This is a genomic window from Bacillus marinisedimentorum, from assembly GCF_001644195.2.
GTDB lineage: Bacteria > Bacillota > Bacilli > Bacillales > Bacillaceae_O > Bacillus_BL > Bacillus_BL marinisedimentorum.
Genome location: NZ_LWBL02000035.1, coordinates 21187 through 40056, shown reverse-complemented (window position 1 = coordinate 40056; position 18870 = coordinate 21187). Strand labels below are relative to the sequence as shown.

Genomic DNA, 18870 nt, shown 5'->3' with positions numbered 1-18870 from the left:
TTCTGATTTTCCTCCGTTTCCCCAGCGGGTAAATTATAAAACAACTAATTCTTTCGATGAGTGTGATAGCCGCTCATTTCCGTTTTCGGTAATAAGCGCATCGTCTTCAATCCTTACTCCGCCGAGCCCTGAAATATAAATTCCCGGTTCGACCGTAACGACCATTCCCGGTTCAAGGATGGTGTCCGATTTGACAGAAAGTCCCGGTCCTTCGTGTACATCAAGCCCGATTCCATGCCCGGTGGAGTGGCCGAAGTAATCTCCGTATCCTTTTTCAGTGATATAATCACGTGTCAGAGCATCAGCCTGCTTACCTGTAAGACCTGGCTTTAATCCTTCCATACCGCGTTTTTGCGCTTCCAAAACAATATCATATATCTTCCTCAATTCGTCTCCCGGCTCCCCGACAGCGATTGTCCGGGTGATGTCGGAACAATACCCTTTATAGTAGGCGCCAAAGTCCAGTGTGACAAACTCCCCTTTTTCAATAACCTTGTCCGATGCTACACCATGAGGCAGAGCCGAACGGTAGCCGGAAGCGACGATAATATCAAATGATGAAGATGCAGCACCTTTTTTCCTCATGAAAAACTCGAGCTCATTCGATACTTCAAGTTCTGTCTTTCCCGGTTTGATGAAGCCGAGAATATGATCAAAGGCTGCATCTGCGATTTCTGCCGCTTCCTTCAGAATCTTAATCTCGGAATCTGTTTTAATCAATCTGATCTTTTCAATGATTCCAGAAGTCGGGACCAATTCCCCTTCAACTTGTTTCTCATATGTACGATACAGCGCGTAAGTCATATCATTTTGCTCAAACCCAAGCTTTTTGATGCCCATGGCTTTTGCCTGTTTGGCGGCCTCTTCGGAGATCGGGCCTGTATGTTGGATAATATCAAAACCTTTGGCCTGCTCTTTCGCCTGGTCCATGTAACGAAAATCGGTAATGAATTTAGCCTCATTCTTAGAAATCAGCACAACACCTGCCGTACCGGTAAATCCGGTGCTGTAGCGACGGTTTTTGCCGCTTGTGATAAGCAGTCCGTCAATGCCGTGCTCTTCAAAACCTTCTCTGATTTTGTCAAGTTTCTTCATGATTTAAACTCCCTTCTGTCCGTTCAATCAACCCTTCGAGTGCGAGCCGGTACCCCAAAAAACCGAGTCCCGCAATTTGTCCTGCCGCCTCTGGAGCGATTACCGAGCGGCTGCGGAATTCTTCCCGTGCATGGATATTGGATAAGTGGACTTCGATAACCGGCACCGGTACTGATGCGACTGCATCCCTTAGCGCATAGCTGTAATGAGTGAAAGCGCCGGGATTGAATACTGCCCCGCCGCTTTTTTCTCCGGCTTCATGAATCCAGTCAATCAGGTCGCCTTCATGGTTGGATTGTTTGAAAACAAGACCATACCCTTCACGTTCCGCATGCTCTTCCAGCATTTTTTCCAGGTCCCGAAGCGTTCCGGATCCGTAAATACCTGGCTCCCTTTTCCCCAGAAGATTCAAATTGGGGCCATTCAAAACATAATAAGTGCGGTTCGGCATGCCCAATCCTTCTTTCTTCAAAATTTTCATGATGGCCGATTACTGTCCCTAGCTCAATATTGTAACACAGGTTCACTCGTTTGAGTAGCCGGGCTGACGGCGTGCATTCATCAGTTCATTGTTCTCATAAGAAATGGAATATCCGATGAAAACCCCATATAAAAGATAAAGGGCAACTGTTGTGAACAGGGTATTCTGATCAAGTTCACCGATATTTTCAAGATTGGGGAACAATGGATTGAGGACAAAGAAAACGAGCAGAAATAGACCGGCTCCGAACAATAAACCGCCCCACATGTTTTTGATATTTTTCAGTAACGCATAATAGATGAACGCTGCAAGAATAGACAGCAGCCCGATGACAATAATGCCGATGATGTGGCCGAGCTGGCCTGTTTTCCAATCTCCTACCGCCCACGGACCAAGGACAAGGGAAGGGCTGAGCGATGTGAAATTCAGCAAATAGGCAATGTAGCCGAGCAGGCTCCAAAATATCCCTCCAAAAAGGCCTGTGACTGCCGTTCTCCCCGACAGGCTCATCTCCGGTTCCCTTTCATTTTGTTCCAGTCTTTCGCCATTATCTTCCGTCATTGCAATCACCTCGTGCTTATTATGCTCAGTTAATTGAAATTCTTGCACACTTCCCCTTCGTTTGGAGGTTAGAATAATGATTTTTAGGTAATATATAACTATAAGAAAAGTTCTCCAATCAAAAGGTTTAAAGGGGTTTTCTGTAGAATAACTATAATATAGTATGATACTCAGACAAAAAGGCCGGAATTGGAAAAATGCTGTGTGCGCCCTGTCTGACCGTATATTTTCCGCTTGCCATACTCCTTTATCGTTTCAGGTTGGTGAATCTGTTTCATAGATTGAAAGCTGAGGGTTTAAAATGAATTGGGATCACGTTTACCGAAAGGCACCAGCATATTGTGCCGGCATGTTGTTCGAAAAACTTTTAAGGAGGTGCTCCAATTGACTCGCCGCTCTTTGCATCCGGTTATTATGGCCATATTGGCCCTGGCTGTACTAGGCTTCTTCTACCAGATGTTTTACAAGCCGCAGGCACTTATGCAGCATCTGATTATGATTGCTGTTGGAGCGGCCGTGTTTTTCCTGTTATATAAGCTGATTTTTCAGCGCCGTATGGGCGGAGGGCAGGAATCCGCGGCATACAGAAAGGCAGTGAAACAATCAAAAAAGCGCATGAAGGGCCGTGAGTCGAGGCTGACTCCTATTAAAGGCGCAGCGAAAACTGCCGCAGGAAGTGCAGTGAAAGAAAAGAAACGCAAACCTTTACGGCCGTTATCCTCCGCTCAGCGCAGACGGGACCATTTGAAAGTTATTGAAGGGAAAAAGAGCAAAAAAAAGAATCGAGCACTATTTTAACGCTTGGTTCTTTTCTTTGTTTTCTTTTTACATAAGATAAAAGGTGGATGAGAAATGAGCACACCATTATTTTCACCAATTGCCCTGTTCGTCACACTATTGTTCCTGCTATCTGTTTTCATCCTCTGGACAAGTCATACAGGAATCGGGTACAAGCTGCTGTACTTATTGGTGTTCGCCCTTTACATGAATGAAACGATTATGGTGCTCATAAACGAAGCGGAGCCTGCTAACAATATTTTGGCAGAGCTTGTTCCAGATGCTTTTATACTTACGCTGACCGTAATGCTGGCGGCTCTTTATGATGATATCACTCTTAAAACGAGAAAACGCTTTTTCTGGTCAGCCGGCATCTTGCTGTTTCTGCTGGTCGGATTTGTGCTCGATGTCCCGCCGCTAACATTTATTTACAGCCTGACGCTTGGTGTTTTCATCGTATATGCAGCCTATTATTCCAGCATCTGGCTGTATCAGGCACCGGATCTGATAAGATTTGCCCTTGCCTTTTTATTCCCTGCAGCACTGTTTTTTATCAATCCTTCGCATACTTCGCTTATGTATACAGGGCTGCTTGTCGGTTTAAGTTTCGGGTTCCAGATGGAGCATTTGAAACTCCGGATAAAAATACCGAAGAACTGGACAAGAAGGGTGGTTGTCCTGCTGATCGGGTTCCCGGTGGCGATCCTGCTATTATGGCTTAGCGGGATGAGCAGCGGCAACCCGTTGTTGGCACTGCTCTTTTCCACTCTGACCGGTCTGTGGATCACATGGTTCGGTCCGGCTCTTTTTGTAAAACTTCACCTGTATGATTGTGCACATGGCCGATCGCTGCCATTTAAACACAGTTACTAATAAGACCATCTTTTTTTCAAAAATAATGAAGCTTCTTTCCTGCCAAGCTCGATAAGGGCTTGTTTTTTTTCGTCACTAAGTGTAAAGTCACCAGCCTGGACCTGATCCACTGGTAAAAAGATGATTTTGCCCCTGTGTTTGCTTGAGATATACCGGGCATCATGCGCATCTTTCATCGTTCCAAACAAAGCCTGGTAAAGTTCTAATGCATTATTGATCTTATTCGGCCGGATTTCATCTAGTTTAGCCGACAGCCGGAACCCGAGGAGCGGGCGCACCCCTTTTCCGTTCCCATTCTGAAACAGCCAGATCGGAAAATTGCTTAAAACGCCGCCATCGACGATAAAGTGTTTCTGGCCGCGGCCGTTGTACAGCTTGATGGGCTCAAAAAAATACGGCAGACTGCTGCTCATCCGCACCGCTCTAGCAATGGAAAACGACTCCGGATTGATGCCGTATAGAGGAAGGTCATCCGGCAGGACAACGAGCCTGCCGCGCGTAAGATCGGAAGCGATCACCTTGAGTGTGCCGGCCGGCAAATCGGAAAACGTTTCGACCCCTCGTTGTTTTAACAGGTCACGGAGCCACTTCTCAAACGCATCCCCTTTATATAACCCCATTTTCCAATAAAGGGTTATCCATTTATGGAAGAACCCTGCTCCGGGAACAAGCGGCCTGCGCGGATCGGCAAATTTTTTCAGGTCGACGCCCTTAATGATGTCCAGCATGTCACTGCTTGTATAACCGGCCATGACCAGCGCTGCTATGATTGCCCCCGCACTTGTTCCCGCTGCCCGGCTGAAGCGGATTCCCCGGTTTTCCGCCTCTTCGAGAGCCCCAATGATCGCCAGCGCTTTGACACCGCCCCCGGAAAAAATTGCATCTGCCTGCATGTCGCCTCACCTCTATATATTTTAATCAAAACACGGCTACGTTAGTACAGCAGGTTCATTTTCTTCACGGAAAGCCGGCCGGGAATCGAACTGATACGTTAAGAGAATAGCTTAATTACCACTATGATCAGCAAGAAAAAACCGCTCAGAATTAATCTGAGCGGTTTTGGTGTTGTCATTTACTATCCTTTTTTAACGTAAACACCCTGCCATGGAATAAGTACTTCTTATGTATGATTGCCCCAATAATTAAATACGTCTTTACTCTGTTTCACCCTGTTCGCCGTTTTGTTTCTGTATATCCCGCAATGCATCAATCCGGCTTTTGTCTTCTTCAAAGAACTGCACGAGGTCGCCGACACGATCAAGCGCTTCCCAACTGAGATGATGTTCGATGCCTTCGACATCATTATAAATTTTACTTTCATCAACACCGATCACCCGCAAAAACTGTTCGAGCAATTCATGGCGGTAGACGAGACGCTTTCCGATCTTTTTACCTTTTGAAGTCAATACGAGACCGCGATACTTTTCATAAACGAGATACTGGTCCCTGTCCAATTTTTGTACCATTTTCGTGACAGAAGAAGGATGGACCGCCAACGCTTCAGCAATATCGGATACTCTGGCATATCCTTTATCTTCGATTAACATGTATATTTGTTCAATATAATCTTCCATACTCGGTGTTGGCATGCCGTCTCCCCCAATGCATTCTTTTACCGTTCGCTTACAGCAATCATTTAAAATCATACAATAGAAAGCAGGCACTGACAAGGGTGCCTGCTGTTCCATAACGTATTGCATACTTCATTGAAACCTGCATTAATTACGTGAAATATAGGACCTCGCCTTCAGGGAAATACATTTGGATATAGTGTTCAATCGTTTCTTTCATCTCGGCTGCCTCATCCTTCGGATACACATATTTCCCGATCCCATACTTGCCGTACTTATATTTCCGTTTTGTCTCATCCATTTCCAATTTCGACTTTGGATATCGCTGTTCAATCACCCGCTTGGCCGGTTTTGTGAACCGATGCTGGATCAATTCGAAAGTCAACCTTGGCAGCGGGATGCCGGCAAGCGCTTTACTGAGGCGTTCGAACAGCTCCCTGTACCCCTCTTCCCAGCCGTCATGCCGGTATATCGGTGCTACGATGAATCCCAGGTTGTAGCCGGCAGCGGCAGCTTTCTTAGCCGCTTCGATCCGCTTTTCAAACGGTGATGTGCCGGGTTCGAAATTATCGATCACATATCGTGAATTGATGCTGAACCTGAACTCGGTTTTTCCATTATGCTCAGCGTCAAGTAAATGATCGATATGTTCGAACTTGGTTACGAACCGAAGGCGGCCATATGCCGATTTGCCAAAAAATTCGATTGCTTTTTTTAATGTATGAGTGAGATGATCAATGCCGACAATATCGGAGGTGCAAGATGCTTCAAATCGGGTGATATCCGGTTTTCGTTCATCTATATATTTCTGGGCCTGTTCGAAAATTTCTTCCACGTTCACATACGTCCGAATATACGGCTTGCTGCCCAGTGTGGTTTGTAAATAACAGTAATGACAGTGACCCATGCACCCTGTCGCAAGCGGGATCGCATACTCAGCTGAAGGCTTTGAGGTATCGAACTTAAGCGTTTTTCGCACCCCGATTACAAGTGTTGACTTGGCGATTCTGTATTTTTGCATGTCATTCTCACCCGGCAGGCTGCGGATCTGGTTATGCGATGTTGTTTCCTTTATTTCAATACCCATCCCCTCAAACTTTTTCTTCAATTCCCTGCCAAGCGGATACTCTAGTGCACGCGGTTCAATGTAAACCAGCTGCGGCATAAAAGGCTCCATGCCCGCCACCCCTTTTTTATTTTAGTATGGGTGGTTGAGAAAAAAGTATGAATAAAGATGGAACCATTTTAGTGAAGAGTTCCGATTTCCCCTGCGGGAAGGTACTATCATAGTAAATAAAATCAGAAATAAGGCGTGCCAAAACTGCTATCAGTTGGCACGCCTTTCTCTTTGCCATTTTGAATGTTGAACCTCAAAACGGAAACTTTTACCTTTTTGGGCCTATCACAATTTCTTTTAAAGTCCGCATTTCAATTGGGCATTGCAGTTCGTGCAAGTATTGCAGCCGCCGATTTCCTCGACTTTCCCTTTTCGGCAAACCGGGCATGTATTTCCTACTTCAGACCCTATTGTTACATCCGTTGAGCGGAGAGCGCTGATCGTGTCGACAAGGACGACATGGCTTTTTTCTCTTTCGCCACTTCCCGTTTTCAGCGTATCTTCTTCACCATCTTCGAAAGCATTTTCCTCCGCTTTCAAGGTAAGGACCTGCGAATCGCGGCTGCCGTCGACATATACCGTCCCGCCTTTCGCACCCCCATTGTAGAGACGCTGATAGACGTTTTCCACCTGTTCAACAGTGTACCCTTTCGGCGCATTGACCGTTTTGCTGATGGAGCTGTCAACCCAGCGCTGAATGACGCACTGGACGTCAGCATGCGCTTCCGGATCAAGATCCATTGCGGATATGAACCAGTTCGGCAGGTTTTCCGGATCAGCTTCCGGATGGCGTTCCAGGTATTCATTGACAATATCCGCTTTCACTTCGATGAATTTGCCGAGGCGGCCGCTTCTGAAGTAAGAGAAGGAGAAGTACGGTTCAAGTCCTGTTGATACACCGACCATTGTGCCCGTCGATCCAGTTGGCGCCACCGTCAGCAAGTGAGAGTTGCGGATACCGTGATCTTTAATACTTTCCCTTATTTCTTCCGGCATTCCCTGCATATAACCTGTCTGGATGAAGCTCTCCCTCAGCTTCACTGTTTCTTCCTCCGTCTCACCGGTAAGGAACGGGAAGCTACCCTTTTCCTTCGCCAAATCGACCGATGCCCTGTAGGCTGTCGTCGAAATCACTTCAAAAATCTCATCGACGAGCTTATTGCCTTCTTCAGAACCGTATTCCGTCTCACAATAAATCAGTAAATCGTGCAAGCCCATGACGCCAAGGCCGATCCGGCGTTCGCCGAGTGCCTGCTTGCGGTTATCTTCAAGGAAGTAAGGAGTTGCATCGATGACATTGTCCTGCATGCGTACGCCTGTTTCGACTGTCCGCTTCAGTTTATCGAAATCGACTGTTTTTTTGTCTTTGTCGGCCATTTCAGCAAGATTGACCGCTGCAAGATTGCAGACGCTGTATGGAGCAAGCGGCTGTTCCCCGCACGGGTTCGTCGCAACGACCTTCTGGCCGTAAGCTTTGGCATTCGTCATATCGTTGGCGTTGTCAATGAAGAAAATGCCTGGTTCGGCGGAATACGTGGCGCATATATTGATCAGGTTCCATAACTCTTTCGCCTTGATCGTCCGGTAAGTCCGGATTTTATGGCCAAGCGCTTCCCATTCGCGGACATCCCCGGATTCGTGCCATTTGCTGTTATATACATCCATTTCCTCAGCGGCGTAATTTTCAACATCCGGGAACTTCAATTCAAAGTCAGCGTCATGATCAAGGGCATCCATGAACTCCTTTGTGATGTTCACGGAAATGTTCGCGCCGGTCAGGAATTCGGGGTTATGGACCGAATATGTGCCGCCGTCACTCAGTTTCGTTTCTGCATCCTTGATGACCTTGTCCGTGAAACCACCCTGTCCCGGTATGTTTTTATAATTCACGACCCCCTGATAAAGGTCCTGTTCCGTTTCGGTAAGAGGCTTGAATTTCAGTTTCTCTTTTGCCGTCTTTTTAATATACCCGTCTTCCGTATTCTCGATAAGGAAGCGAAGGATACGCGGGTTTTGCATCTTTGAAATAATGAATTCGACGATATCCGGATGCCAGACCGCAAGCATTATCATTTGGGCACCGCGCCTTGATCCGCCCTGCTCAACGAGATGGGTCAGCTTCGCGATGTCATCGAGCCACGAAACCGAACCGGATGATTTGCCGTTTACGCCCCTCGCGAGCGTATTGCGCGGACGCAAAGTCGACCCGTTCGTGCCGACTCCTCCGCCTCGGCTCATGATTTCCATCACTTGCTTGCGGTGTTCGGATATTCCTTCACGCGAATCCTGGATGTACGGCATCACATAGCAGTTGAAATAAGTGACATCCGTTTCGGCACCTGCCCCGTAAAGAACACGGCCTGCCGGCACAAAGTTCATGCTTACGAGTTCTTCATAAAACTTCGTGAACCAGTATGTGCGCTTGTCCTCATCTTCTTCTACCTGCGCAAGACCGGTCGCATTGCGGAGGGCGACCTGCTCATAAAAGACCTCAAGCGGCTTTTCAATGACATCCAATGAGCGCGTGATCAAGCCAGTCTGCTGTTCTTCCTCCGTCTCCAGGATAGCAAGGAATTCTTCTTCAACAACCACCTCGGCGGTGTTCCGTTCCCAATCAATCGACTTTATGAAACCTGTTCCCCTTGCTGGAAACTTCGGGTCTTCTTTAACTGTCAGTACGACAAAATCCCCATTGGTGAGCGTCGTCTTTTCCGTGTCTTTGAAGGCGTAACGGTCCAGCATGACCAGCCTTGAAACACCTTTATGTGTAGTCTTCATGTCCGAGTTGATGGAATGCACCTGTGGAAACAGGCTGATATCCCTGTTAAGCCTTTCTACATCAATTTTCCATTTTTCAGTTGTCGTTTGATCCATATTTTTCACTCCTTTTTATCGAAAAGCAGCTATTATGTATATCCTGCTGTAAAGGTTATCCCTTCCCCTTTTAATTAAGGTTATCCTAACGGTACCACAGCAATACCGTTAAATCAATATATAGTGAAAAATTCAGAACGAATACACTATATATTGTTTTTTGAACAAAAAATATTTTTTTGTCAAACATGAAAACGGTCATAAACGAGGGGCAGAAAGAGGGAGGTCATCGTAAGATGGGAAATTTGGTGAAATTTAACGAATTTCCTGGATTGCAACATGTTTTGAATTTAGCTATATGACCAATCTTTGTCTCAGTGAACCCTTTTCCTATTAAGCTTAGATATCGGCTGCTTCCGTAAACATTTTGCTATCTCACAAAGGAAAATTGATTTCCGCTGCATTGCAACTGGACGCAGCAGCACTCAGCAGACCATAAGCTCCTCGGCCGTACCTGAGCTTCGGGTTTTCGGTTCGCTGGCAAATGTTAAAGTTCAATGTTGTTATTCAGCAGCAAAAGTATAACTCCCATAAATTTCTCTTCATTCAAAAGAAAACGGAAAAGGATTGTTTATTTTTATACAAACCACCGGTTGAACATGTTTATATTGTTAAACTGGATAATCTGGGAGTATCAATGGTTTCCATTCTTCTGTATTTACTCTGTTTGGCAAGAAAAAAAAAGAAAAACGGAGACAATCGTCTGCCGCCTTTCTTATTTTCGGTAATTCCATTCGTCATTTCCATACTTCTTTTTTACTAATTCATCTACATATGCTTCCTGATCCGGACTCATGGTAAATGGTATAAATTCGATATCCAGACCTTTTTCAAACCCCCGCTTGAATGCCAGCCTGGCTTCATAAAGTGTTACAGGCTTTTCTCTCAAGTCATTGATTGCAACCGCCTTCGTTTTGAACGCTTTTTGCATTCTTTCTTTAATCCGGTCGTTTTTATACTTAAAAAGGCTGAACAGCTTATCTTCTTCCAAATCGAGCAAAATGGCCCCATGCTGGAGAATGACTCCTTTTTGACGGGTCTGGGCACTTCCTGCCACCTTGCGGCCTTCAACCACAAGTTCATACCAGGAAGGTGCATCAAAACAAACGGCTGAGCGCGGCGCTTTCAGCGCGTCCCGCTGTTCTTTCGTGCGCGGCACCGCAAAATGGGCATCAAGCCCCAGATTGCGGAAGCCTTCAAGAACCCCCTGCGAAATGACCCGATACGCTTCTGTGACTGATGCCGGCATTTCAGAATGATCTTCACTGACAATGACGCTGTATGTCAGTTCATGTTCATGGAGCACTCCTCTTCCTCCCGTAGGCCTGCGCACAAAACCCAGATTATGTTTTCTGACCGCTTCCAGGTCGATTTCTTTATCAACCTGCTGGAAATACCCGATTGAAAGTGTGGCAGGATTCCATCCGTAGAAACGGACGGCAGGGGGAATGTCCCCGTTGCCGTGCCAGTCAAGAAGCGCCTCATCCAGCGCCATATTGTATGCTGGAGAACTGTTGCCGGAGTCGATAAAATACCACTTTTCTTTTCCCATATTCATCAACCTTCGTTTATTATGTAATCATAGTGAAATCTCTATTTAGTCTACCAGATGGGGGCCGATTGTCAAAAATGTTACACTTTCAGATGCAGGACCTGCAATCAATTTTTGGCTTTGATTCTTTGGCCAGCCATGTATATAATGGTAAATGTGATAATGAAACATCATGAAATGATAGAGAGAAACAGAGGGGGTTCACCTATGACAGTTTGGCAGCTTTTGCTCGCTACCCTGGTCTTTTTCATCACATACTGGGGTGTTACTGCGTTTATGAGAAGCCGCTATCTCAAAACGTTGTCAGAAGAGGAATTTAAAGAAGGCTACCGTAAAGCGCAGTTGATAGATGTCAGGGAGCAAAACGAGTATGAAAACGGCCACATTCTCGGCGCCCGCAATATACCGATGTCTCAGTTGAAAATGCGACAGGGTGAAATCCGGAAAGACAAGCCGGTCTACCTTTATTGCCAGGGCGGTTCCAGAAGCGCCAGGGCCGCATCGATGCTGAAACGTTGGGGATATCAGGACTTAAGCCAGTTAAAAGGCGGTTTCAAAAAATGGAACGGCAAAGTGAAATATAAAAAGTAATCCGCATATACTCGCCGATTGGCAAGCCTTAAGGCCAAGCAGATACGCAGTTGCCCCTATCTATATTCTTAACTTTGGCCTCTGCGTAAAATCCTTCCTTACTGGCATTTTATACTTTACTAGACGGTAAAAAAAGGTTTCGATCCGGTGATCGAAACCTTTTTTCTATCTTTATTTTTGATACCTCAGCACCGGTTTACGGGCAGCCTGCGTTTCATCGAGCCTCTTTACAGGAGTTGTGTGCGGTGCCTCCTGTACGATTTCCGGATCCTCTTCCGCTTCCTTTGCGATGCGGATCATGACATCGATGAATTCATCTAATGTTTCCTTGCTTTCCGTTTCTGTCGGTTCGATCATCATGGCCTCTTCCACGATAAGCGGGAAGTAAATTGTCGGCGGATGATATCCGAAGTCAAGGAGCCTCTTTGCCATATCGAGTGTACGTACCCCGAATTTCTTCTGCCGTTTTCCAGAGATGACGAACTCATGCTTGCAATGCTGGGTGAAAGGCAGATCGAAATGCTCGGCCAGGCGCCTCATCATGTAATTTGCATTCAGTACAGCATATTCACTGACAAGCTTAAGGCCTTCTGGACCCATCGTGCGGATATAAGCATATGCCCTCACATTGATTCCGAAGTTGCCGTAATACGGCTTCACCCGGCCAATCGCCTGCGGGCGGTCGTAATCAAAACGGTACATGTCTTCCTTCTTTACCAGGATAGGCTTCGGCAAAAATGGAATCAAATCCTCCTTAACGCCGACTGGGCCTGAACCCGGTCCGCCGCCGCCATGAGGTCCGGTGAACGTTTTGTGGAGATTGAGGTGAACGACATCGAATCCCATATCTCCAGGGCGTGCTTTGCCCATGATTGCGTTCAGGTTTGCGCCGTCATAATATATTTTTCCGCCGGCTTCATGGATAATCGTTGTCAATTCGTCAATGTGCTCCTCAAACAGTCCGAGTGTATTCGGATTCGTCAGCATCAATGCTGCCGTATCATCTCCTACCACTTTCTTAAGGTCCTCGATATCGACAAGGCCGCGTTCATCTGATTTGACCGTAATGGCCTCAAAACCGGCCACAGTAGCCGAAGCAGGATTTGTGCCGTGTGCTGAATCAGGCACTATGACCTTTGTCCGCTGATGATCGCCGTTTGCTTCATGGAACGCCCTGATCATCATCAAACCGGTCCATTCACCGTGTGCTCCTGCGGCAGGCTGCATTGTAACCGCATCCATGCCGGTGATTTCCTCAAGCATTGTCTGGAGGTTGAAGAGAAGCTCCATCGCCCCCTGGACCGTCTTTTCATCCTGATAGGGATGGATGTGTGAAAAACCTTGCAGGCGGGCAACGTCTTCATTCACTTTCGGATTGTATTTCATTGTACAGGAACCGAGTGGATAGAACCCTGAATCGACTCCATGGTTTCGGTTCGACAGCGCTGTGTAATGGCGCATAAGCTGCAATTCGGACACTTCCGGGAGATCCGCTTCTTCTGTCCGGATGAAATCAGAAGGCAGCATGTCTGCAATTTCCGTTTCCGGCACATCAAGTTCCGGAAGGTTATAACCTGCACGGCCTGGCTTGCTCATTTCAAAAATAAGCGGCTGATCCTGTTTATTCATGGTCATCCCCCAATTCTGTCACCAGATTGTCGATCTCTTCTTTTGTACGCAGTTCCGTAACAGCAACAAGCATATGATTTTCCATGCCTGCATGGCTCAATCCCAGGTCGTAGCCGCCGATGATTCCTTTTTCCATCAATCTTTCATTTACATCAGCAACCGGTTTGTTCGTTTGTATGACGAACTCATTGAAGAACGGCCCTTCATAAACTGCCTTGAGTCCTTTTTCTTCAAACCGCTTCTTCGCATAATGCGCTTTTTGAAGATTTTGGATCGCCATCTCTTTCACACCCTGTTTTCCGAGTGCCGTCATGGCAACAGAGGCGGCCAGTGCATTCAATGCCTGATTAGAGCAAATATTAGACGTCGCTTTATCTCGGCGGATATGCTGCTCGCGGGCCTGCAATGTCAACACGAATCCGCGGCGGCCGTCTTCATCTTTCGTCTGGCCTACGAGCCGGCCCGGTACTTTCCGCATCAATTTCTTTGTTACCGCAAAATAACCGCAGTGAGGCCCGCCGAATTGTGACGGGATGCCAAATGGCTGGGCGTCACCGACAACGATATCAGCACCGAAATTGCCAGGAGGTGTCAAGGCGCCAAGTGCAAGCGGATTTGATGATACGATGAATAACGCCTTTGTCTGATGGACGATTTCTTCCATTTCCTTCAGATTTTCCATTTGACCGAAAAAGTTAGGGTATTGCACAATTACACCGGCGGTATCACCATCAACAGCATTTGCCAGGGCTTCCTTATCTGTCACCCCGTCCTTGATGCCGACTATTTCGACTTCAAGATGCTGCCCGGCTGCATATGTTTTTAAAACATCAAGCGCTTCAGGGTGGACCGCTTCGGAAACGATAATCTTGTTTTTCCGCGTCTGCCCGGCACTCATCAATGCAGCTTCAGCAAGTGCGGTAATCCCGTCATACATGGAAGAGTTTGCGATATCCATCCCGGTAAGTTCGCAAATCATCGTCTGGAATTCGAACATTGCCTGAAGTTCACCCTGGGAAATTTCAGGCTGGTAAGGGGTATAAGCCGTATAAAATTCCGAACGTGAAATGACATGGTCGACAACGGATGGGATATAGTGATCATAAACGCCTGCGCCAAGGAATGAAGTATAATGTCGGGTGTCCGCATTTTTCTCGGCAAGTGCAGACATTTCTTTGACAAGCCCCGCTTCCGAAACAGGTGCGGGAATATCGATTTCTCCTTTAAAACGCACCTTTTCCGGAATGTCTCCAAATAATTGATCAACAGATTCAACACCGATTGTTTCAAGCATCGCTTTTTTATCTTCTTCTGTCATTGGCAGATAACGGTAATTCATCGCCTTCACCTTCCTTTACTTTTTCGGTCGTTTATAAAATGGAGTTGCTGCCACTTGGGCTTTCAGGCGCCGTTTCCGGACCTGCACTTCGACTTCGGTGCCCATTTCCGCAAAATCTGATTTCAAAAGGGCAAGACCTACATTTTTATTAAGTGTCGGTGACTGTGTTCCAGTTGTCACTTCTCCGATTTGTTCGTCATCTTTGTAAACTTCATAACCCGTTCGCGGTATGCCTTTATCGATCATCTCGATTCCGACAAGCTTTCTCGCAGGTCCATACTCTTTTTGCTTCTTCAGAGTATCCATTCCGAAGAAATCGATCCCTTTATCAGGCTTAACTGCAAATCCGATTCCTGCTTCAATCGGCGTAATATCCTTAGAAAGTTCCTGTCCGTACAGCGGAAGGTTTGCTTCGAATCTAAGTGTATCCCGTGCGCCCAGTCCGACAGGGACAACGCCCTCCTCCTTACCGGCTTCCAGGATACCTTTCCACAAATTCACAGCATCTTCGGCCTGGCAATAAATTTCAAATCCGTCTTCCCCAGTGTACCCGGTTCTTGAAACTAGTGCTTTGGCGCCATTAATAGAAACGTCTTCTTTAAACTTGAAAAATTTTATTTCACTCAGGTCCGTTTCAGTCAGCTTTTGGAGCACCTGTTCGGCAAGCGGACCCTGAAGTGCCAGCTGTGCAATGTCAGGTGATATGTCGGTAACGCTTACATCGCCGGATGTATGATTGTTCAGCCATTCGAAATCTTTGTCGATATTCGAGGCATTCACAACTAACAAATAATCGCCGTCGGCTTTTTTATAGATGAGCAGATCATCAACCGTGCCGCCGTTTTCATAGCACATGGCTGTATACTGCGCACCGCCGTCCTTCAGCTTGCTGACGTCATTGGTCATCATTTTTTGGAGAAATGCCAGGCTGCCTTCCCCTTTCACCGTAAATTCACCCATATGCGATACATCAAATAAACCTGCTTTTGTCCGGACGGCATGATGTTCATCCTTTATGCCTGTAAACTGCACCGGCAGGTCCCATCCGCCAAAATCAATCGTCTTGCCGCCGTATTCCGAATAAACTTCGTAAAGCGGTGTTTTCTTTAATGATGACATTACCTTTCCCCCTTAAGCGTATTTGTCACTGCTTTGAATAGCCCGTGCCTGAATCGCCTGCACCTTTCCGGCATATAAAAAGGACAGAAAATTACCATCGCAAAGGCGATCATAATTCCCTGTCCTGAAACCTGAAAGTTTACCCGCAAAAAAACGGGTTATCCTCTTGGGTGGCCCTTTTCCGGGCACTCTCCAGAGCTGCGTCCAATAAGAGTCTTTTTGCCTGAGAGATTCACAAGAATGCTTGCTCCTTCGGCGCTACGCGATGTAGTCTCTCCCCTTATTCTCATTCGCCAATATATAATTTCCTGAAACACGGGCATACTAATTCATAAATCTATTATTATCCTACCATTAATTTTGATATTCGGGCAATATTCAGTTTTTTGAAAAATCTCCTTGGCGTACCATAGAGAATATTGGGAGGAAGGGTGGAGACAGAATGACGGTTAAAATTGAATTTGACAACAGCTGGCACGATTCGTTTCTCACTCGTGCCGAAGATGACGGGCCCTGGTCCCCATGGGAAGTTTTCAAACTTGCATATGAGATAGAGGAACATACCGGAATTGAAGATTTCAACGGATTGATCGCACCGGCGCACCTTCCGCAGCTGACTCCGCTTCCACACCAGCTTGAAGCGGCGAGGACCGTAATTGAAGAGATGAACGGCAAAGGAATCCTCGCGGATGAAGTCGGGCTCGGCAAAACAATCGAAGCCGGGCTGATTTTAAAGGAATATATGATCCGTGGATTGGTCAAAAAAGTTCTGATTCTCGTGCCGGCGTCCCTTGTCTCACAATGGGGTTCCGAGCTTAACGAAAAATTTTATATACCTGCCGTTGAACAGCGGAAAAGCTATGTATGGGAACAGTGCGATATCGTTGTCTCTTCCATTGATACAGCGAAGAGGGAACCGCACCGCAGCATTGTCCTCGAACAGGACTATGATATGGTCATCATTGATGAGGCACATAAACTTAAAAATAGCAAAACGAAAAATTATCAATTTGTCCAACAGCTGAAGAAAAAATACTGCCTGTTGTTGACTGCGACACCGATCCAGAACAAGGTGGAAGAAATCTTCAATCTCGTAACCCTTTTAAAGCCCGGGCATCTCGGAAATGAAACCTATTTTTCAGAGAAATTCGCAGCCAAAAAAAGGGCATTGCAGCATGATGAACATTTAAAGGCGCTGATTAATAAAGTGATGGTGCGCAACCGCAGGGGCGATACCGGCATCGACTGGCCCAAGCGCCATATTGAAACGGTCGGCATCACGCTCTCCCCTGCTGAACGGGAACTGTATGAAACCGTGACAGTCCTGCCGGAAAAATACCCGGGGCTTGCGGCAGGAGGATTCTCCCGGTTAATACTCCAGCGGGAGGTCTGCAGCAGCAAAGAGGCCGCTTATGTGACACTGAAAAAGATGCTTGAAAGCGAAAACGCTCCTGCCTGTACGGAAGACGCCATAAAAGAAATCAGTGAAAAGCTCGGAAGCATCGAGCACAATTCAAAAGCCCAAAAAGCGGTTGAAATCATAAAAAAACTGGATGACAAAGTGATCATATTCACTGAATACCGGGCAACACAGCTTTATTTGCAATGGTTTCTACAGCAGCACGACATTACATCGGTACCGTTTCGCGGCGGCTTCAAACGGAGCAAGAAAGACTGGATGCGGCAGCTCTTCCGTGACAGGGCGCAAGTGATGATTGCCACTGAGGCGGGCGGCGAAGGGATAAACCTCCAATTTTGCCGGTATGTAATCAACTATGACCTGCCCTGGAATCCGATGCGGATCGAGCAAAGGATCGGGCGGATTCACAGGCTCGGGCAGACAGAAGATGTCCGTATATTCAATTTCGCAGCCAGAGAAACGATCGAAGAACATATTTTGAAGCTGCTCTATGAAAAAATAAATCTTTTCGAAAGGGTCATCGGCGAATTGGATGAAATCCTGACCCGCTACAACCTGGAAAACATTGAGGATCATATCCGAGATATTCTCGAAAATTCATCAAGCGAAGGGGAAATGCGCATCAAAATGGATAATCTCAGTGCGGTATTCCAGTCGGGCAGACCGGACGCCGGAAGGAGTGATCAAAGTGCAGCAACATGAAATCCATCATTTCCTGCTGAAGTTCTTTACTGTAAACGGATGTGAAATCAAACAGAATCAGCCTGGACTATTGCACATCCAGCTGACTGAGGAAATGGATAAAACACTGATGAATAGGCCCTTTTACTGGCATTACCTAAAAAAAACGGGGGGCATTCCACAGCCAATGGAATTGACCCTTATAACAGATAAACGGGCTGTACATGCAGACGATAAGCGAAGTGAAATGATCCACTTCGGCTCCCCCCGCCTCCACCAGATTTTCAAAGCAGCGAAATCCCAGGGAGCATATGCCCGTTTATTTGAAGACCGGGAAACGAACGGCAGCCAAAAGGCGCCATTGCAGCCCTGGCTTGTCCTCAATATGAATGTAGCTTATGAATGTGACAAAAAGAAAGACCGTCTCCATTCAATCGGCCTTAACTTGATCAACGGCACAATGGTCAGCAACTGCCAGCAATTTCTGCAGTCACTTAAACTTACGCCCAAAATACCTGACTACAGTTTCACGCTCACACCGATGATAAAGCCGGCAAGCGGCATCAAGCGGATACAAAAGATGGTCGAGGAACTTGTGTTCCGCGAAGACCACAGCTGGGCGGACGGCGCCAGGGAAAGATGGCAGCAGGATTTGGCCCTGCTTGAACATTTTTATGAAGGAAACGAAGAACGTCCTGAGTCTTACTATGCAGAAAAAGAGGCGCTGCAAGCCCTGTATGAACCTAAAATCTCAGTAAACATCATCAACGGCGGCCTTTTTTACCTCACCCCCTTCGCATTCCTGAAAACATCGTGATAAACAGAAATGCGGAAGGCGCCTGTTTAGCGGCGTACGCATAAGCGGGGGTACCCGCAGGGAGGTGATCGTCCCTCCCGGAGGGGACCACCGCTTATGTCGATAGCCGCTGGCGCCTGCAGCTGGACAACACGAAATGCGGAAGGCGCCTGCTTAGCGAATGTTGTCTTGCCCGCAGTTATAGTCACTGAAGCCGGCTTTGGTTCCTATAATCTCTGCATTCAGATAATTATAGTTACTGAACATTGATTCAGTGCATGTTCATACGCATAAGCAAGAATACCCGCAGGGAGACCTTTTCCTTTCGGACGGGATCATAACCTATACAAGCGGCGGAAATCTACAGCCGGGGGTTTACCAAAACAATACAAAA

The 18870-nt window shown here is 46.8% G+C and carries 16 protein-coding genes and 2 riboswitches; of the genes, 5 read left to right on the top strand and 11 right to left on the bottom strand.

Annotated elements, in window-relative coordinates; translation table 11 throughout:
- Positions 1 to 33: 33 nt before the first annotated feature.
- The 3 genes from A4U59_RS10565 to A4U59_RS10555 all read right to left on the bottom strand — a co-directional run bounded on the left by A4U59_RS10565 (position 34) and on the right by A4U59_RS10555 (position 2137).
- Entirely contained in the window at positions 34 to 1095 is a 1062-nt protein-coding gene (locus A4U59_RS10565) for a M24 family metallopeptidase (protein WP_070120706.1), read from the bottom strand.
- The gene (gene aroQ, locus A4U59_RS10560; RefSeq protein ID WP_070120705.1) at positions 1082 to 1546 is read right to left on the bottom strand and encodes a type II 3-dehydroquinate dehydratase; all 465 of its coding nucleotides are present in this window, start codon (positions 1544 to 1546) and stop codon (positions 1082 to 1084) included. The genes A4U59_RS10565 and aroQ overlap by 14 nt, the downstream gene beginning before the upstream one ends.
- 72 nt (positions 1547 to 1618) lie before the next feature.
- Positions 1619 to 2137, bottom strand: a complete 519-nt coding sequence (locus A4U59_RS10555) for a YqhR family membrane protein (protein WP_070120704.1) — start codon at positions 2135 to 2137, stop codon at positions 1619 to 1621.
- A 384-nt stretch (positions 2138 to 2521) separates the two neighbouring features.
- Between A4U59_RS10555 and A4U59_RS10550 the strand changes: the two genes are divergently transcribed.
- Together A4U59_RS10550 and A4U59_RS10545 are read left to right on the top strand one after the other, a co-directional pair.
- A complete protein-coding gene (locus tag A4U59_RS10550; protein ID WP_083270793.1) occupies positions 2522 to 2935 on the top strand; it encodes an SA1362 family protein in 414 nt (137 codons plus the stop codon).
- A 54-nt stretch (positions 2936 to 2989) separates the two neighbouring features.
- Complete coding sequence (locus A4U59_RS10545; protein WP_070120703.1) at positions 2990 to 3787, top strand: hypothetical protein; 798 nt, start codon at positions 2990 to 2992, stop codon at positions 3785 to 3787.
- Here the strand turns inward: A4U59_RS10545 and A4U59_RS10540 are convergent.
- The 5 genes from A4U59_RS10540 to A4U59_RS10520 form a co-directional block, all read right to left on the bottom strand.
- Positions 3784 to 4680: a patatin-like phospholipase family protein gene (locus tag A4U59_RS10540; protein ID WP_070120702.1), complete on the bottom strand. Its 897-nt coding sequence runs from the start codon at positions 4678 to 4680 to the stop codon at positions 3784 to 3786. The genes A4U59_RS10545 and A4U59_RS10540 overlap by 4 nt on opposite strands.
- Before the next feature lie 261 nt (positions 4681 to 4941).
- Complete coding sequence (gene mntR / locus A4U59_RS10535; protein WP_070120701.1) at positions 4942 to 5376, bottom strand: transcriptional regulator MntR; 435 nt, start codon at positions 5374 to 5376, stop codon at positions 4942 to 4944.
- Positions 5377 to 5509: 133 nt separating this feature from the next.
- The gene (gene splB, locus A4U59_RS10530) at positions 5510 to 6535 is read right to left on the bottom strand and encodes a spore photoproduct lyase (protein WP_070120700.1); all 1026 of its coding nucleotides are present in this window, start codon (positions 6533 to 6535) and stop codon (positions 5510 to 5512) included.
- 237 nt (positions 6536 to 6772) lie between these two features.
- Positions 6773 to 9349 carry a vitamin B12-dependent ribonucleotide reductase gene (locus A4U59_RS10525; protein WP_070120699.1) on the bottom strand — a complete coding sequence of 859 codons (2577 nt, stop codon included), beginning with the start codon at positions 9347 to 9349 and terminating at the stop codon, positions 6773 to 6775.
- Between the two features lie 715 nt (positions 9350 to 10064).
- Entirely contained in the window at positions 10065 to 10901 is an 837-nt protein-coding gene (locus tag A4U59_RS10520) for a lipoate--protein ligase family protein (protein WP_070120698.1), read from the bottom strand.
- Between the two features lie 207 nt (positions 10902 to 11108).
- On the opposite strand from A4U59_RS10520, the gene A4U59_RS10515 reads away from it, so the two are divergent.
- Positions 11109 to 11492, top strand: coding sequence for a rhodanese-like domain-containing protein (locus tag A4U59_RS10515; protein WP_070120697.1), 384 nt, complete (start codon positions 11109 to 11111; stop codon positions 11490 to 11492).
- A gap of 171 nt (positions 11493 to 11663) precedes the next feature.
- Here A4U59_RS10515 and gcvPB read toward each other — a convergent pair whose 3' ends face one another.
- Genes gcvPB through gcvT form a run of 3 tightly spaced genes read right to left on the bottom strand, consistent with a single transcriptional unit; the run spans position 11664 to position 15579 of the window.
- Complete coding sequence (gene gcvPB / locus A4U59_RS10510; protein WP_070120696.1) at positions 11664 to 13121, bottom strand: aminomethyl-transferring glycine dehydrogenase subunit GcvPB; 1458 nt, start codon at positions 13119 to 13121, stop codon at positions 11664 to 11666.
- A complete protein-coding gene (gene gcvPA, locus A4U59_RS10505; protein ID WP_070120695.1) occupies positions 13114 to 14460 on the bottom strand; it encodes an aminomethyl-transferring glycine dehydrogenase subunit GcvPA in 1347 nt (448 codons plus the stop codon). Before gcvPA ends, gcvPB begins: the two co-directional genes overlap by 8 nt.
- A 15-nt stretch (positions 14461 to 14475) precedes the next feature.
- The gene (gene gcvT / locus A4U59_RS10500; protein WP_070120694.1) at positions 14476 to 15579 is read right to left on the bottom strand and encodes a glycine cleavage system aminomethyltransferase GcvT; all 1104 of its coding nucleotides are present in this window, start codon (positions 15577 to 15579) and stop codon (positions 14476 to 14478) included.
- Positions 15580 to 15696: 117 nt separating this feature from the next.
- Positions 15697 to 15777, bottom strand: a riboswitch (glycine riboswitch).
- 3 nt (positions 15778 to 15780) lie between these two features.
- Positions 15781 to 15869: riboswitch (glycine riboswitch) on the bottom strand.
- Between the two features lie 152 nt (positions 15870 to 16021).
- Here gcvT and A4U59_RS10495 point away from each other — a divergent pair.
- Positions 16022 to 17701, top strand: a complete 1680-nt coding sequence (locus A4U59_RS10495; RefSeq protein WP_070120693.1) for a DEAD/DEAH box helicase — start codon at positions 16022 to 16024, stop codon at positions 17699 to 17701.
- A complete protein-coding gene (locus tag A4U59_RS10490) occupies positions 17688 to 18497 on the top strand; it encodes a YqhG family protein (RefSeq protein WP_070120692.1) in 810 nt (269 codons plus the stop codon). The genes A4U59_RS10495 and A4U59_RS10490 overlap by 14 nt, the downstream gene beginning before the upstream one ends.
- Positions 18498 to 18870: the final 373 nt, after the last annotated feature.